Annotated in this window: 15 protein-coding genes; 12 read left to right on the top strand and 3 right to left on the bottom strand. The window is 53.7% G+C overall.

The window, feature by feature from the left end:
• Positions 1-174 precede the first annotated feature (174 nt).
• From phoB to malZ, 5 genes are all read left to right on the top strand, one after another.
• Positions 175-864, top strand: coding sequence for a phosphate response regulator transcription factor PhoB (phoB, locus tag BM427_RS00690; RefSeq protein WP_090118356.1), 690 nt, complete (start codon positions 175-177; stop codon positions 862-864).
• 21 nt (positions 865-885) lie between these two features.
• Positions 886-2,184, top strand: coding sequence for a phosphate regulon sensor histidine kinase PhoR (gene phoR / locus BM427_RS00695; RefSeq protein ID WP_090118357.1), 1,299 nt, complete (start codon positions 886-888; stop codon positions 2,182-2,184).
• A gap of 407 nt (positions 2,185-2,591) precedes the next feature.
• Complete coding sequence (brnQ, locus tag BM427_RS00700; protein ID WP_090120629.1) at positions 2,592-3,911, top strand: branched-chain amino acid transporter carrier protein BrnQ; 1,320 nt, start codon at positions 2,592-2,594, stop codon at positions 3,909-3,911.
• An 84-nt stretch (positions 3,912-3,995) separates the two neighbouring features.
• On the top strand, positions 3,996-5,345 hold the full coding sequence (gene proY, locus BM427_RS00705; protein ID WP_090118358.1) for a proline-specific permease ProY: 1,350 nt from the start codon (positions 3,996-3,998) through the stop codon (positions 5,343-5,345).
• Positions 5,346-5,715: 370 nt separating this feature from the next.
• Complete coding sequence (gene malZ / locus BM427_RS00710; protein ID WP_090118359.1) at positions 5,716-7,533, top strand: maltodextrin glucosidase; 1,818 nt, start codon at positions 5,716-5,718, stop codon at positions 7,531-7,533.
• Positions 7,534-7,714: 181 nt separating this feature from the next.
• On the opposite strand, the gene BM427_RS00715 is transcribed toward malZ, so the two are convergent.
• Complete coding sequence (locus tag BM427_RS00715) at positions 7,715-8,317, bottom strand: peroxiredoxin C (protein WP_090118360.1); 603 nt, start codon at positions 8,315-8,317, stop codon at positions 7,715-7,717.
• 115 nt (positions 8,318-8,432) lie between these two features.
• Entirely contained in the window at positions 8,433-9,014 is a 582-nt protein-coding gene (acpH, locus tag BM427_RS00720; RefSeq protein ID WP_090118361.1) for an ACP phosphodiesterase, read from the bottom strand.
• A gap of 186 nt (positions 9,015-9,200) precedes the next feature.
• Here acpH and queA point away from each other — a divergent pair, with 186 nt between their 5' ends.
• The 7 genes from queA to BM427_RS00755 all read left to right on the top strand — a co-directional run bounded on the left by queA (position 9,201) and on the right by BM427_RS00755 (position 15,868).
• Positions 9,201-10,271 (top strand): tRNA preQ1(34) S-adenosylmethionine ribosyltransferase-isomerase QueA, encoded by a 1,071-nt coding sequence (gene queA, locus BM427_RS00725; RefSeq protein ID WP_090118362.1) that lies wholly within the window; start codon positions 9,201-9,203, stop codon positions 10,269-10,271.
• 51 nt (positions 10,272-10,322) lie between these two features.
• A complete protein-coding gene (tgt, locus tag BM427_RS00730) occupies positions 10,323-11,450 on the top strand; it encodes a tRNA guanosine(34) transglycosylase Tgt (protein WP_090118363.1) in 1,128 nt (375 codons plus the stop codon).
• Between the two features lie 22 nt (positions 11,451-11,472).
• Positions 11,473-11,805 carry a preprotein translocase subunit YajC gene (yajC, locus tag BM427_RS00735; RefSeq protein ID WP_007373486.1) on the top strand — a complete coding sequence of 111 codons (333 nt, stop codon included), beginning with the start codon at positions 11,473-11,475 and terminating at the stop codon, positions 11,803-11,805.
• A gap of 28 nt (positions 11,806-11,833) precedes the next feature.
• Positions 11,834-13,681 carry a protein translocase subunit SecD gene (secD, locus tag BM427_RS00740; RefSeq protein WP_090118364.1) on the top strand — a complete coding sequence of 616 codons (1,848 nt, stop codon included), beginning with the start codon at positions 11,834-11,836 and terminating at the stop codon, positions 13,679-13,681.
• Between the two features lie 10 nt (positions 13,682-13,691).
• A complete protein-coding gene (secF, locus tag BM427_RS00745) occupies positions 13,692-14,663 on the top strand; it encodes a protein translocase subunit SecF (RefSeq protein ID WP_090118365.1) in 972 nt (323 codons plus the stop codon).
• Between the two features lie 144 nt (positions 14,664-14,807).
• A complete protein-coding gene (locus BM427_RS00750; RefSeq protein ID WP_090118366.1) occupies positions 14,808-15,173 on the top strand; it encodes a VOC family protein in 366 nt (121 codons plus the stop codon).
• Positions 15,174-15,187: 14 nt separating this feature from the next.
• Entirely contained in the window at positions 15,188-15,868 is a 681-nt protein-coding gene (locus BM427_RS00755) for a helix-turn-helix transcriptional regulator (RefSeq protein ID WP_090118367.1), read from the top strand.
• A 98-nt stretch (positions 15,869-15,966) separates the two neighbouring features.
• Here the strand turns inward: BM427_RS00755 and BM427_RS00760 are convergent, their stop codons facing one another.
• Positions 15,967-16,851 carry a nucleoside-specific channel-forming protein Tsx gene (locus BM427_RS00760; protein ID WP_090118368.1) on the bottom strand — a complete coding sequence of 295 codons (885 nt, stop codon included), beginning with the start codon at positions 16,849-16,851 and terminating at the stop codon, positions 15,967-15,969.
• Between the last annotated feature and the right edge of the window lie 282 nt (positions 16,852-17,133).

The following is a 17,133-nucleotide window of genomic DNA, read 5'->3' on the forward strand; positions in this document are numbered from 1 at the left end:
ACGCGATTATAACATTCAGTGTGTTAGAGACATTAACTGCGTGAATATTCGCGCTGTCATCATGTCGCGGGAAGGTTCATCTGGCGGTCATGTTATTCATAAATCTGTCATAAAACTGACGCATAATGGCGCCGCTATACAAACTGACGACTTATATGAGAAAACAGGCGAATTATGGCGAGACGAATTCTGGTCGTTGAAGATGAAGCACCCATCCGTGAAATGGTGTGCTTTGTGCTCGAGCAAAATGGATTTCAACCGATAGAAGCTGAAGATTATGACAGTGCGGTGAATCAACTGAACGAACCCTGGCCAGACCTGGTTTTACTGGACTGGATGTTGCCTGGCGGCTCCGGTATTCAGTTTATTAAGCATCTGAAACGCGAGGCCATGACCCGCGATATTCCGGTGATGATGTTGACAGCGCGTGGCGAAGAGGAAGATCGGGTGCGCGGTCTGGAAACCGGGGCGGACGATTACATTACTAAACCCTTCTCGCCGAAAGAGTTGGTTGCCCGCATTAAAGCGGTGATGCGCCGTATTTCGCCGATGGCGGTGGAAGAAGTGATTGAAATGCAGGGGTTAAGCCTCGATCCCTCTTCACATCGCGTGATGACCGGCGAAAATCCGCTGGATATGGGGCCGACGGAGTTTAAACTCTTACACTTCTTTATGACCCACCCGGAACGCGTGTACAGTCGTGAACAACTGCTGAACCATGTTTGGGGAACCAATGTTTACGTCGAAGACAGAACGGTTGATGTCCATATTCGCCGCCTGCGCAAAGCGCTGGAACACAGCGGCCATGATCGTATGGTGCAAACAGTGCGCGGTACGGGATATCGTTTTTCGACCCGTTTCTGAAATTTGACAGGAGTGTGACGCGTGCTGGAACGGCTGTCATGGAAAAGGCTGGTGCTGGAGCTCCTCCTTTGTTGTCTACCTGCTTTTATACTCGGTGCGATTTTTGGTTACCTGCCCTGGTTTTTATTTGCCGCGGTAACCGGGCTGCTGATCTGGCATTTCTGGAATTTACTGCGCCTCTCCTGGTGGTTGTGGGTCGATAAAAGTATGACGCCACCGCCCGGGACGGGAAGCTGGGAGCCGCTGTTATACGGGCTGCACCAGATGCAGATGCGTAATAAAAAGCGGCGGCGCGAGCTGGGCAATCTCATCAAACGCTTTCGTAGCGGTGCGGAGTCGTTGCCGGATGCGGTGATTCTTGCCACCGAAGAAGGGGCAATTTTCTGGTGTAACGGCCTGGCGCAACAACTGCTGGGGCTGCGCTGGCCGGATGATAACGGGCAGAATATCCTGAACCTGCTGCGCTACCCCGAATTCACTCAGTATCTTAAAAATCAAGAGTTTACCCGGCCACTCAATCTGGTACTGAACAGCGGTCGCCATCTGGAGATCCGCGTGATGCCTTACAGCGAACAGCAATTGCTGTTGGTGGCGCGCGATGTGACGCAGATGCACCAACTGGAAGGGGCGCGGCGTAACTTTTTCGCTAACGTCAGCCATGAGCTGCGCACGCCGTTGACGGTGCTGCAAGGTTACCTGGAGATGATGCAGGAGCAGACGCTGGAAGGCGTGCCGCGCGAAAAAGCGCTGCATACCATGCGTGAACAAACATCGCGAATGGAAGGTCTGGTGCGCCAGTTGCTGACGCTGTCGAAGATTGAAGCGGCGCCGATACTGCCACCTAATGAGACAATCGATGTACCGATGATGCTGCGTCTGGTTGAGCGGGAAGCACAGACGCTCAGTCAAAAAAAGCATAACCTGGAGTTTGAGGTCGATAACACCTTAAAAGTGCTCGGTAATGAAGAGCAATTGCGCAGCGCCATCTCCAACCTGGTGTATAACGCGGTGAATCATACGCCCGCCGGAACGCACATTATTGTGCGCTGGCAGCATGTGCCGCAGGGGGCAGAATTCAGCGTTGAGGATAATGGCCCGGGCATTGCCGCCGAACATATTCCGCGTCTGACCGAGCGTTTTTATCGCGTCGATAAAGCCCGTTCCCGGCAAACCGGCGGGAGCGGCCTTGGGCTGGCGATCGTAAAACATGCCGTCAGCCATCATGAAAGCCGCCTTGATATAGAGAGTACACCCGGCAAAGGGACACGCTTTAGCTTTGTTCTGCCGGAATGTCTGGTTGCCAAAACGCCTACAGCCTGAAACCCCTGTCAGCTTATCTTTCCAGCGGCCTGTAAAAACAGGCCGCAATTTCCTGCTGTTTTGCCACGATTAAACCTATTTTTGTACGCGTGATGCTTTTTTGTTCGCATGATCAGCCATGTGTTTTTCTTATAAATAGAGCATTGGGCTATGTATTTATCTTAATCTGGCATATCCATCTGGTTTTACGATCCCATCTTGTCTTTAAACGTTATAAGCGTTTAAATTGCGCCCCTGACAGTGTCAGACCGACTATGTTTACGTGGTAAATCGAAAAACTATACTGCACCACGTTTCATATTAAGCATTTCCCGCTGATGTATCACGGTTTATACGCGTTATTGTTCGGCTGGGAAGGCGAAAAATTCACCATTATTGACGACACCACATCCACGGGCAGTAAACTTATGACCAATCACTTAAAACCACGAGACATTGTTGCTCTGGGCTTTATGACCTTCGCCTTGTTCGTTGGCGCAGGGAACATCATTTTTCCGCCGATGGTCGGCTTGCAGGCGGGTGAACATGTCTGGACGGCGGCGTTTGGTTTTCTGATTACCGCCGTAGGCCTGCCGGTGCTGACTGTCGTTGCGCTGGCCAAAGTGGGTGGCGGTGTGGATAGCCTGAGTACACCGATTGGTAAAGTCGCTGGTGTGCTGCTGGCAACCGTCTGTTATCTGGCGGTAGGGCCGCTGTTCGCCACGCCGCGTACGGCGACCGTTTCGTTTGAGGTGGGGATTGCGCCGCTGACCGGTGATGGCGCGATGCCGCTGATGATCTACAGCATCGTCTATTTTGCGCTGGTGATCCTGGTGTCGCTCTATCCGGGCAAGCTGCTGGATACGGTGGGCAACTTCCTGGCTCCGCTGAAAATTATCGCGCTGACCATTCTCTCGATTGCCGCGATCGTCTGGCCGGCCGGTCCTATCAGCCATGCGCTGGAAGCTTATCAGACTGCGCCATTCTCTAACGGTTTCGTTAATGGTTACCTGACGATGGATACGCTGGGCGCGATGGTGTTCGGTATCGTGATCGTAAATGCTGCCCGTTCACGCGGCGTGACCGAAGCGCGTCTGCTGACCCGTTACACCGTCTGGGCCGGGCTGATGGCGGGCGCGGGACTGACGCTGCTCTATCTGGCACTGTTCCGTCTGGGCTCAGACAGCGCGACGTTGGTGGATCAATCCGCTAACGGCGCAGCGATTCTCCATGCTTACGTTCAGCACACCTTTGGTGGCGCGGGTAGCTTACTGCTGGCTGCGTTGATCTTCATTGCTTGCCTGGTGACGGCGGTTGGCCTGACCTGTGCCTGCGCCGAGTTTTTCGCGCAGTATCTGCCGCTCTCTTACCGTTCGCTGGTGTTTATTCTGGGCATCTTCTCGATGGCAGTTTCCAATCTGGGGCTGAGCCACCTGATTCAGATCTCCATCCCGGTGCTGACGATGATCTACCCACCGTGCATCGTGCTGGTGGTGCTGAGCTTCAGCCGTTCGTGGTGGAACAACTCAACCCGTGTGATTGCCCCGGCCATGTTTATTAGCCTGCTTTTTGGTATCCTTGACGGCGTGAAAGCCTCCGCTTTTGCTGAGCATTTACCGGCCTGGACGCAGCGTTTGCCGCTGGCGGAACAAGGGCTGGCCTGGCTGATGCCGAGCCTGGTGATGTTGATTCTGGCGGCAGTCTGGGATCGCACTGCAGGGCGTCAGGTGACTTCCAGCGCGCATTAACAGTCGCAGATACGGTTTGTTTAACCACGGGGTTTTGCGCCCCGTGGTTTTTTATTTTTGTGTTGAATAATGGCAGTGGAAACGATGGAAAGTACGAATAAGCTGAAGCGTGGGTTAAGCACCCGCCACATCCGCTTTATGGCGCTGGGATCGGCGATCGGTACCGGGCTGTTTTACGGCTCCGCCGATGCCATCAAAATGGCCGGGCCGAGCGTGTTGCTGGCCTACATTATTGGTGGCGTAGCCGCGTATATTATTATGCGTGCACTGGGTGAAATGTCGGTACATAACCCTTCCGCCAGCTCGTTCTCTCGTTATGCCCAGGAAAACCTCGGCCCGCTTGCTGGCTATATCACTGGCTGGACATACTGTTTTGAAATCCTGATTGTGGCGATTGCCGATGTAACAGCTTTCGGCATCTATATGGGCGTCTGGTTCCCGACGGTGCCGCACTGGATCTGGGTGTTAAGCGTGGTGATGATCATCTGCGCTATTAACCTGATGAGCGTAAAAGTTTTCGGCGAACTGGAGTTCTGGTTCTCGTTCTTTAAAGTCGCCACCATTATTATTATGATCCTCGCCGGTTTCGGCATCATCATCTGGGGCTTCGGAAATGGCGGTCAGCCGACCGGGATCAGCAATTTGTGGAGCCACGGCGGTTTCTTCAGCAATGGCTGGTTGGGCACGGTGATGGCGCTGCAAATGGTGATGTTCGCCTACGGTGGCATCGAAATCATTGGCATCACCGCTGGTGAAGCAAAAGATCCGGAAACATCGATCCCGCGTGCCATTAACTCCGTACCGATTCGTATTCTGGTGTTTTATGTCGGGACGTTATTCGTCATCATGTCCATTTACCCGTGGAACCAGGTCGGTACCGACGGTAGCCCGTTTGTCCTGACCTTCCAGCATATGGGCATCACCTTTGCCGCCAGCATTCTTAACTTTGTGGTGTTGACTGCCTCGCTTTCGGCGATCAACAGCGATGTTTTTGGCGTGGGGCGTATGCTGCACGGCATGGCGGAGCAGGGCAGCGCGCCGAAGATGTTTGCCAAAACCTCCCGTCGCGGTATCCCGTGGGTAACGGTAGTGGTGATGACTGTTGCACTGCTGCTGGCGGTCTGGCTGAACTACATCATGCCAGAGAACATTTTCCTGGTCATTGCGTCGCTGGCGACCTTTGCCACGGTATGGGTGTGGATCATGATTTTGCTGTCGCAAATCGGTTTCCGCCGCCGTCTTTCTGCCGATGAAGTGAAGGCGCTGAAATTCAAAGTTCCTGGCGGTGTCATCACCACCGTTGTGGGACTGCTGTTCCTTGTGTTTATCATCGCGCTGATTGGCTGGCACCCGGAAACCCGTATTTCGTTGTACGTAGGTCTGGCATGGATTGTGTTGTTGCTGATTGGCTGGGCGTTTAAAAAATCCGCCTGATGGCGGTGATACCTTCTCAGGCCTGGAGGTTTTATCGGCCTGAGAAGTGCAGCGTTACCCGAGAGAAAATCACCCCTCCGGGATCAGCAACTTTTCGCCATTGCGCCTGACGGGTTTCCACCGCGTCACTTCCCTTCCTGTAGCACAGTGAGCAACGCGTCGCTATCCACCGCGCTGCTACGCGCAATATTTACCAGAATCCCTTCAGGCCCGGCCTTCCAGCAGTTCACGATTAATGACATGATGCGTTTTCGCCACGCCGGATTACCTCTGCGCCCTGTCTCTCAGCCCTATAAAAAAAGTGAAAGAAGGAGGCGGCAGATGTGCGGGTGTGGAAGAGTTGCGTCATTTTGAGCAAAGGGGATTTTTGATGTTGAATGCATGGCACCTGCCTGTCGCGCCGTTTGTGAAACAGAATAAAGATCAGCTAATTATCACGCTCTGGCTGAGTGGGAGCGGTGTGCCGGAGCGGGTAATGCTACGTACCGAAATCGACAATGAAGAGATGCCGCTGGCAATGCACCGGCGGCGGAAAACTGCGGCGAACGGCGTCAGCACCTGGCAAGTTGCACTGGACATCAGCGGCGGGCAACCGCGTCGCCGCTACAGCTTTAAGCTACTGTGGGAGAATCGGCAACTGTGGTTTACGCCGCAGGGATTTAGCCATTTTCCACCCTCCCGGCTCGAACAGTTCGCCGTTGATGTGCCGGATGACGGGCCGCTGTGGGTGGCTGACCAGGTGTTCTACCAGATTTTCCCGGATCGTTTTGCGCGCAGCCAGCCGCGCAGTGAACAACAGGATAAGGTTTACCATCACCATGCCGCAGGTCAGCCGATTGTACTGCGTGACTGGGACGATCCGTTAACAGATCACGCCGGGGGATCAACCTTTTATGGCGGCGATCTCGACGGGATCAGTGAAAAGCTGCCCTACCTGAAAAAGTTGGGTGTTACCGCACTCTATCTCAACCCGGTTTTTGTCGCCCCCAGCGTGCATAAATATGACACCGAAGATTACCGCCATGTCGATCCGCAGTTTGGTGGTGACGAAGCATTGCTGCGCCTGCGGCACAATACGCAGCAACTGAACATGCGGCTGATCCTCGATGGTGTTTTCAACCACAGCGGTGATTCCCATGCGTGGTTCGATCGCCACAACCGTGGCACCGGCGGCGCCTGTCATAACCCCGATTCCCGCTGGCGTAGCTGGTACAGTTTTGACGAACATGGCCACGCTCGCGACTGGCTGGGTTATGCCAGTCTGCCGAAACTCGACTATCAGTCGCCGACGCTGGTTGAGGAGATTTATCAGGGAGAGGAGAGTATTGTGCGCCACTGGCTGAAAGCGCCATGGAACATGGACGGCTGGCGGCTGGATGTGGTGCATATGCTGGGCGAAGACGGTGGGGCGCGTAACAACCTGCACCATATTTCGGGGATCACCCGCGCGGCGAAAGAAACACTGCCACAGGCCTATGTTTTTGGCGAACATTTTGGCGATGCACGCCAGTGGCTACAGGCGGATGCGGAAGATGCGGCCATGAACTATCGCGGTTTTACGTTGCCGGTGTGGGCGTTTCTGGCAAATACGGATATCGCCTACGATCCCCAGCAGATCGATGCGCAAACTTGCGCGGCATGGATGGATAACTACCGTGCCGGACTGTCGCACCAGCAGCAGTTGCGCATGTTTAACCAGCTCGACAGCCACGATACGCCGCGCTTTAAAACCGTGCTCGGCAAAGATGTTGCCCGGTTGCCGGTGGCGGTGATCTGGCTGTTTAGCTGGCCGGGAACGCCGTGCATCTATTATGGCGATGAAGTGGGTCTGGACGGGGCGAACGATCCTTTTTGCCGTAAGACCTTCCCGTGGGATAAAAAACGTCAGGATGCGCAACTGCTGGCACTTTACCAGCGAATGGCGAAACTGCGCTCGCGGAGCCAGGCAATGCGGCGCGGCGGCTGCCAGATGATATACGCCCATGATAACGTGCTGGTTTTTGTTCGTGTCTGGCAGCAACAGCGCGTACTGGTGGCTATCAACCGCGGTGATGCTTGCGAAGTGGTGCTGGAGGGGTCACCGCTGTTAGAGGGGAAAAATTGGCGACTTCAGGAAGGTACAGGTACGTTACAGGATGATGTGCTGACGCTTTCAGCTACCAGTGCATCTGTCTGGTCTGCTGCCTGAATCGTCACGCGATGAGGGGGGGTGTTATGTCTCCCTTTTAGCGAAGGTGATAATACGTAGATGGTCTTTGGATATTCGGTGTGGTAGTGCTGTTTCTGGCGCTGCGTATCTGGCGTGAAGTGAAGACACGCTAACAAAAAGGCCCGCAGTCCAGTGCGGGCCTTTTATCAAACGCTGCCGATTACAGGCTGGAGACGTTTTCGCTCAGGTATTTCGCCACGCCTTCCGGAGAGGCGCTCATCCCTTCTTTACCTTTTTCCCACTGCGCCGGGCAAACTTCGCCGTGCTCTTCGTGGAATTGCAGCGCGTCAACCATACGCAGCATTTCGTCGATGTTACGGCCCAGCGGCAGGTCGTTAACTACCTGATGACGCACGATACCGTCTTTGTCGATCAGGAAAGAACCGCGCAGCGCAACGCCTGCGTCAGGGTGTTCGATACCGTAAGCCTGCTGGATCTCACGTTTGATATCCGCAACCATTGCGTATTTCACCGCGCCGATGCCGCCTTTCTCAACCGGCGTGTTACGCCATGCGTTGTGAACAAACTCGGAGTCGAAGGAGACGCCAACCACTTCGACGCCGCGCTTCTGGAACTCTTCGTAGCGTTTGTCAAAAGCGATCAGTTCAGACGGGCAGACGAAGGTGAAATCCATCGGCCAGAAAAACAGCACAGTGGCTTTGCCGTTGGTGTGCTGTTTGAAATTAAAGTTTTCAACGATTTCACCGCTGCCCAGTACGGCTGCTGCTGTAAAATCCGGTGCCTGACGAGTGACCAGTACCATGTGTACTCCTGTGATTTACAAGGTTAATTAGAACGCAACGCATGCCAGTATAGGAAGAGGGCGGAAGTGGCTCAACGCGCCCTTGACAATCGTTGAGACAGGTTTTACCTATCGATTAAAGCGTGCGTGAAATTGCCTGCTCCATCATGCGCGGGTAGAACTGCCAGAACAGGTTTTCCAGCTCGGCGTAGTTCGCGTCGAGATCCTGCCAGGAGTCGCGTAGTGCATCAAGCCGCGGGCGGCGGTTCGCCATGCCGTTGAGTACATTCTGAATAAAGGACATCTCCCGGTAGCGCTCCAGCCAGCGTTCAGACCACAGGTAGTCATTTAAATTCACAAAACGCGGCGGGGACTCCGGCAGAATGGTGGCTACCTGCGAATGGGCATAACGAACAAAATCCTCCAGCGAAAAATCGGGGGAGAGCTGCGCCCAGTGGCGGGAGAGGAAGTGATCCCACATCACATCCAGCGTGATGGGCGCGACCCGGCGCGTTTGCGCACGGAATCCTTCACGGGCGATTTTGACTTCCGGCAGGTTGTCGGTCATCACGTCAATACGGCGATGCATATAAATGCCATCCACTACTGCTGGCGCGTAGAGATTTTCCGGGTTGCCGCGAACGAAGTCCGCCAGCAGGTTACCAGGCAGTGAGCTGTCCGCCAGATGTGCAAGATGCAGGTGCGCTAAAAAATTCATGTTCTGTCCATTATTGTCTATTGCAGGTGTTCTTGCTTTCGCGAGCGCCCGGTGGAACCCGCGCAGGTGCTGTTATGTTACTTTGTTTTTTTAGGTTATTTTTTGAACCAAAAGCGGCTAACGGTTGCAGCGAAAGGGCGCGGGCACTAGACTACCCGCCTCTTAATTTTGTCTTGAGTTCGTGTCATGCGCGTTGCCGATTTTTCCTTTGAATTACCCGAATCCCTGATTGCCCACTACCCACAGACCGAGCGCAGCAGTTGCCGCTTACTTTCGCTGGATGGCCCAACAGGCGCGCTGACGCATGGTACTTTCACCGATTTACTGGATAAGCTCAACCCTGGCGATCTGCTGGTGTTCAATAATACACGCGTGATCCCTGCTCGCTTGTTTGGCCGTAAAGCAAGCGGCGGTAAGATTGAAGTGCTGGTTGAGCGCATGCTGGATGATAAACGTATTCTGGCACATATTCGCGCGTCTAAAGCGCCAAAACCCGGCGCTGAGTTGCTGCTGGGCGATGCGGACGATGTTCAGGCAACCATGGTGGCGCGCCACGATGCGCTGTTTGAGGTTGAGTTTCATGATCAGCGCCCGGTGCTGGATATTCTTAACGCCATTGGCCATATGCCGCTGCCGCCATATATCGACCGTCCGGATGAAGATGCCGATCGCGAGCTTTATCAGACGGTTTACAGCCAGAAGCCTGGCGCGGTGGCCGCACCGACGGCGGGCCTGCATTTTGATGAGCCGCTGCTGGAACGTCTGCGTAATAAAGGCATTGAAATGGCTTTCGTTACCCTGCATGTCGGTGCCGGGACTTTCCAGCCGGTACGCGTCGACAGCATTGAAGATCACATCATGCACTCCGAATATGCCGAAGTACCGCAGGAGGTTGTGGACGCGGTGCTGGCGGCGAAAGCGCGCGGCAACCGTGTTGTCGCCGTGGGAACCACTTCCGTACGCTCGCTGGAGAGCGCCGCGCAAGCTACTAACGATGCGCTGATTGCGCCGTTCTTCGGCGATACGCAGATCTTTATTTATCCGGGTTATCAATATCAGGTGATCGATGCGCTGGTGACCAACTTCCACCTCCCAGAATCGACACTGATCATGCTGGTTTCCGCGTTTGCCGGATATCAGCACACCATGAATGCGTACCGCGCCGCCGTTGCGCAGGAATATCGCTTCTTTAGTTATGGCGATGCGATGTTTATCACGTACAATCCGCAGGCCATTACTGAACGCGTCGGGGAATAGGTCCGCGGCGCTAGCTTTAAACGTCAGACTGTTTTTCTGGCTGGAGAAAAAATGAAATTTGAACTGGATACCACCGACGGACGCGCCCGCCGCGGTCGTCTGGTGTTTGAACGCGGCGTGGTTGAAACGCCGGCGTTTATGCCTGTGGGTACTTATGGCACCGTAAAAGGGATGACGCCGGAAGAAGTGGAAGCCACTGGCGCACAAATTATTCTGGGCAACACTTTTCATCTGTGGCTGCGCCCGGGCCAGGAAATCATGAAGCTGCATGGCGATCTGCACGATTTTATGCAGTGGAAAGGCCCGATTCTGACCGATTCCGGTGGCTTCCAGGTCTTCAGCCTTGGGGACATCCGCAAGATCACCGAATCTGGCGTGCACTTCCGCAACCCGATCAATGGCGATCCGATTTTCCTCGACCCGGAAAAGTCGATGGAGATCCAATACGACCTCGGTTCCGACATCGTGATGATCTTCGATGAATGTACGCCTTACCCGGCCGACTGGGACTATGCGAAACGCTCTATGGAAATGTCTCTACGCTGGGCGAAACGCAGTCGTGACCGATTCGACGGATTAGGCAATAAAAATGCGCTCTTTGGCATCATTCAGGGCAGTGTTTACGAAGATTTACGAGATATATCGGTCAAAGGTCTGGTAGAGATTGGCTTTGATGGCTACGCTGTCGGCGGTCTTGCTGTAGGGGAGCCAAAAGAAGATATGCACCGCATCCTGGAGCATGTCTGCCCGCAAATCCCTGCAGACAAACCTCGATACCTGATGGGCGTGGGTAAACCGGAAGATTTAGTTGAAGGTGTGCGTCGTGGTATTGATATGTTCGACTGTGTTATGCCGACGCGTAATGCCCGTAACGGTCACCTGTTTGTGACCAACGGCGTGGTGAAAATCCGTAACGCGAAATATAAAAGCGATACCGGCCCGCTCGATGCTGAGTGTGATTGCTACACCTGTCGCAATTATTCACTCGCGTATTTGCATCATCTCGATCGTTGCAACGAAATATTGGGCGCGCGTCTCAATACGATTCATAACCTGCGGTATTATCAGCGTTTAATGGCTGGTTTACGCAAGGCTATCGAAGAGGGTAAATTAGAGAGCTTCGTAGCGGATTTTTACCAACGTCAGGGTCGACTGGTTCCACCTTTGAATGTTGATTAATTAAATAAATGAGGGAATTTGAATGAGCTTTTTTATTTCTGATGCGGTAGCGGCAGCTGGCGCGCCGGCACAGGGCAGCCCGATATCTCTGATCCTGATGTTGGTGGTGTTTGGTCTGATTTTCTACTTCATGATCCTGCGCCCGCAGCAAAAACGCACTAAAGAGCATAAAAAGCTGATGGACTCCATCGCCAAAGGTGATGAAGTACTGACCAACGGTGGTTTGGTCGGTCGCGTAACAAAAGTTGCTGAAACTGGCTACATTGCGATTGCGCTGAACGACACCACTGAAGTGGTAATCAAACGTGACTTCGTAGCTGCCGTTCTGCCGAAAGGCACTATGAAGGCGCTGTAATCATTTCGTTTTCCCAAAGGGAACTGCCGTGTTAAACCGTTATCCTTTGTGGAAGTACATCATGCTGGTCGTCGTGATTATCGTCGGCCTGCTTTACGCACTTCCCAACCTGTATGGTGAGGATCCGGCTGTTCAGATCACTGGTGCGCGCGGTGTCGCCGCCAGTGAACAAACGCTGATCCAGGTCCAGAAAAATCTACAAGAAGAAAAAATCAACGCGAAGTCCGTGGCACTGGAAAATGGCGCTATTCTTGCTCGCTTTGATTCGACTGACACACAACTGCGTGCCCGTGAGGTGCTGGTCAGCGCGTTAGGCGATCAATACGTCGTAGCTCTTAACCTTGCTCCTGCAACGCCTCGCTGGCTGAGCGCCATCAACGCCGAGCCGATGAAGCTCGGTCTCGATTTGCGCGGCGGCGTGCACTTCCTGATGGAAGTGGACATGCAAACAGCGCTGACCAAGCTGCAGGAACAAAATATGGACAGCCTGCGCAGTGATCTGCGCGAGAAAGGGATTCCTTACACTACCGTGCGTAAGGAAGATAATTATGGTCTGAGCATCCAGTTCCCCGACAGCGCGGCGCGCGATCAGGCGAATACTTACCTGACCAGCCGCCACCGTGATCTGGTGATCACCAATCAGGGCGACAACGTACTTCGTGCGGTGATGAGCGATGCGCGTCTGAATGAAGCGCGTGAATACGCTGTTCAGCAGAACATCAATATCCTGCGTAATCGCGTGAACCAACTCGGCGTTGCCGAACCGCTGGTACAGCGCCAGGGCGCTGATCGTATCGTGGTTGAACTGCCGGGGATTCAGGATACTGCGCGTGCTAAAGAGATCCTGGGGGCGACCGCAACCCTGGAGTTCCGTCTGGTCAACACCAGCGTGGACGCTTCTGCCGCGGCTGCCGGTCGTGTTCCGGGTGATTCCGAAGTGAAACAGACTCGCGAAGGTCAGCCGGTTGTGCTGTACAAACGCGTGATTCTGACCGGTGACCATATCACTGACTCCACATCCAGCCAGGATGAGTACAACCAGCCGCAGGTGAATATTTCACTGGATAGCGCGGGTGGCAACATCATGTCGAACTTCACCAAGGACAATATCGGCAAGCCGATGGCGACCCTATTTGTGGAGTACAAAGACAGCGGTAAGAAAGATGCCAATGGTCATGCGGTACTGGTGAAACAGGAAGAGGTGATTAACGTTGCCAACATCCAGTCTCGTCTTGGTAACAGCTTCCGCATCACCGGTATCAGCAATCCGACCGAAGCGCGTCAGCTCTCGCTGCTGTTGCGTGCTGGTGCGCTAATTGCGCCGATTCAGATTGTTGAAGAACGTACCATTGGTCCAACGTTGGGCGCACAGAACATCACTCAGGGTCTGGAAGCCTGTCTGGCGGGTCTGGTGGTGTCGATCATCTTCATGATCTTCTTCTATAAGAAGTTTGGTCTGATCGCCACGTCTGCGCTGGTGGCGAACCTTGTGCTTATCGTTGGTATTATGTCGCTGTTGCCTGGCGCAACGCTGACGATGCCGGGGATTGCGGGCGTCGTGTTAACCCTTGCGGTTGCGGTAGATGCCAACGTACTGATAAACGAACGTATTAAGGAAGAGCTGAGCAACGGGCGTTCCGTCCAGCAGGCGATTCATGAGGGTTATCAGGGCGCATTTTCATCGATTTTCGATGCAAACGTCACGACGTTGATTAAAGTGCTTATTCTGTACGCAGTCGGTACTGGCTCGATTAAAGGGTTCGCAATCACCACAGGTATCGGTGTAGCGACCTCCATGTTTACCGCTATTGTCGGTACCCGTGCCATCGTCAACCTGTTGTACGGCGGCAAACGCATTAACAAGCTGTCTATCTGAGGAGTGCGTTGTGGCACAGGATTATACTGTTGAACAATTGAACCACGGCCGTAAAGTCTGGGACTTTATGCGCTGGGACTACTGGGCTTTTATGATTTCCGGTGGGCTGCTGATCCTCTCTATCATTGTGATGGGGGTTCGCGGCTTTAACTGGGGCCTGGACTTTACCGGCGGTACGGTTATTGAAATTTCGCTGGAAAAACCAGCGGACATGGATTTAATGCGTGACGCGCTGGAGAAAGCGGGCTTTGCGGATCCGCTGTTGCAGAACTTTGGCAGCAGCCGTGACATCATGGTGCGTATGCCACCTGCGAAGGGTGAAACCGGCGGGCAGGTACTGGGCAGCAAAGTTGTCAGCGTGATTAACGAAGCGACCAGCCAGAACGCTGTGGTGAAACGCATCGAATTCGTCGGCCCGAGTGTCGGGGCGGATTTGGCGCAGACTGGCGGTATGGCGTTGCTGGTTGCGCTGATCTGTATCCTGATTTATGTCGGGTTCCGCTTCGAATGGCGTCTGGCGGTGGGTGTGGTTATCGCGCTGGCGCATGACGTTATCATTACCATGGGCGTGCTGTCGCTGTTCCATATTGAGATTGACCTGACCATCGTGGCATCGCTGATGTCGGTGATCGGCTACTCTCTCAATGACAGTATCGTGGTATCGGACCGTATTCGTGAAAACTTCCGTAAGATCCGTCGCGGTACGCCGTATGAGATCTTCAACATCTCGCTGACGCAGACCCTGCATCGTACCTTAATCACCTCCGGCACCACGCTGGTTGTGATCCTGATGCTGTATCTCTTTGGCGGCGCGATGTTGAAAGGCTTCTCGCTGACCATGTTGATCGGGGTTTCCATCGGTACGGCGTCTTCTATCTACGTTGCATCGGCGCTGGCGCTGAAGCTGGGGATGAAGCGCGAACATCTGTTGCAGCAGAAAGTGGAAAAAGAAGGGGCGGATCAGCCGTCAATTCTGCCGTAAGGCGACGTTTAACGCGTTATCAAAAAATCCCGGCCTGTTGGTCGGGATTTTTTTTATCTGCTCCTGCCAAACACTCCTGACAGTATGCTGTCAGGAGCCCTGTCGTAGACTCTTTTCGAACCCAAACAACAGTCAGGAGGATGTATGAAAAGCGTAATTAACTGGTTTGAAATCCCTGTCACAGATATGGATCGCGCGATTACTTTTTATGAGCCTGTGATGCAGGTTGCGTTAAAACGCGAGAAAATGGATTGCGTAGAGCTGGCCGTTTTCCCATATGAGGATCCGGGTACCGGCGGGGCACTGGCAAAATTTGAGGGCATTGTACCGTCTCACGAAGGCGCTATTATCTACCTGCATACTGACAACCTGGCGGCCACGCTCGATCGTATCGTTACCGCAGGCGGCGAGTGCGTATTCGGGCCGCTGGAATTGCCACGTGGCATTGGCACTATCGCTTTGTTTACCGACTGCGAAGGTAATCGCGTCGGCCTCCATCAACCTGCCTGAGAGCTGAATACGATATGACCCGACGTGCTGACCGTTTGTTTCAGATTGTGCAGATCCTGCGGGGCAGGCGTCTGACAACGGCAGCGTATCTGGCTGAGCGGCTTGGTGTGTCCGAGCGCACGGTCTACCGCGATATCCGCGACCTTTCACTTTCTGGCGTGCCGGTGGAAGGTGAGGCAGGAAGTGGATATAGGCTAATGTCGGGTTTTGACTTACCGCCGCTGATGCTGACAAATAAGGAGTCAGAGGCGCTGATCGTCGCGATTCGCCTGCTCAAAACCTGGGGCGGTGAATCGCTGTCGCGCGAGCTGGAGTCGGCACAAGAAAAGGTGCTGGCTATCCTGCCCGAGGAGAGTCGTCGAAAGGCGGAGCAGACGCGTATCTACGCTCCGGATTTTTGCATGCAAAGCCACTCCCGCAGCGATTTTGACATGATTCATCAAGCGATTTCCGCCCAGCGCGTGCTGGCGTTGCATTATCGTGATGAAGCCGGACAGCTCTCTAAACGTGAGGTTCAACCGTTGGGGCTGTTCTTCTGGGGGGAGCGCTGGCTACTGGTGGCCTGGTGTGAACGGCGCGATGACTATCGGTGTTTCCGGCTCGACAGATGCCTCAATATTGTGCAGACGGAGCGGCATTTTAGCGAGAGTGCTGACAGGTCACTGGCGGATTTTTTGCGGCAGGTTAAGCAGTAAAAAGCCAGCATTTGAGCTGGCTATGTGTTTTCCCCATCTCCCACAGTGAGCGGGAGATGGTTGGCGTGAGGGTATCAGCCCACACAACCCCGCACTGGTTAGAAGTTGTAACCCACAACCAGGTAACCACCCCAGCCGGTAGAATGTACGCTGAAGTCGCCGTTGCCGAAGTTCAGACTGGCGTCGTCGTTCCACTGGCCACCGTGGTGCCAGTAACGGGCAACAACAGAGTAGTGCCAGTGATCGTAACCCAGAGAGAGGATATGGCTGGACGCGATAGAATCATTGGTACGGGTTCTGATGCCGTTATTGGCGTAACCGCTCTTATCACCCAGATCGGAGCCCCAGTCAAAGTTGGTAAATCCGATATAGCTTAACTGGCCGCCCCACAGGGTGGTGATCGGTACAAAGTATTTCACTTTGAAGCGGTAACCGTCCCATTCGTTCTGGTTAGCGGCGCCGTAGTTTTGCCACTGGTATTTCGCATATACGTTCAGGGAGAGGCTCATCGGCAGGCCGGTGTCGATGTCGGTACCAAGACCCATATACCAGGTGCTCTGACGACCAGAGGCATTGCGGCCCATATCGTAGATGTAGTTGTTCGCGAAGTACCACTCTTTGAACGGTCCGAAGCTCAGATCGGTCCCCGTCAGTTTATCGATGGAGAAACGCGGTTCGATTTCCATAAACAGTGGGGAACCGTGGTTCCAGATACCTTTCGCATCCGTATTACCACCGAAGAATACCGGCGCATCCATATAACCGTAAAAGTCAAACCAGTCTTTTTTGGCGAACGCTTCGTACTCAAGGTAGGTATCGTTGCGGATCAGCGGTCCGAAACGGGTGTGATAACTGCCCACCACGTTGACGCTCTGGTGCCACCAGTCGGAAACGTATTCAGGCTTAGCGTTATCCGCTGCGTTTGCAGTAAAAGACGCAGAAAGCGCCAGAGCAGCACCGGCTGCGAGGATTGTTTTTTTCATCTTTTCGCCACTGATTGATATCCCAGAAGGGAGTGAAAGAAAGCATGCATTGAAATTAAATGTTTCATATTTCTTGGCGCTATTATAAGTATCCACGCTCACAAAAATATGTGTTGTTTCACATTATTGACATATGCGTAATCGATTGCGCTCACGTTTGCGTGCAATAAACGAGGCGATTGTACTGGCATTTACCAATATTGCAAATTCGTGAATGTGATGGTCAAAGGTGCAAAAAGAAGAAAAAGCGTTACAAAACGCAATAAAGGGCGACATTGTCGC

The sequence above is a fragment of the Kosakonia arachidis genome (assembly GCF_900116535.1).
In the GTDB taxonomy this organism is placed as follows: Bacteria; Pseudomonadota; Gammaproteobacteria; order Enterobacterales; family Enterobacteriaceae; genus Kosakonia; species Kosakonia arachidis.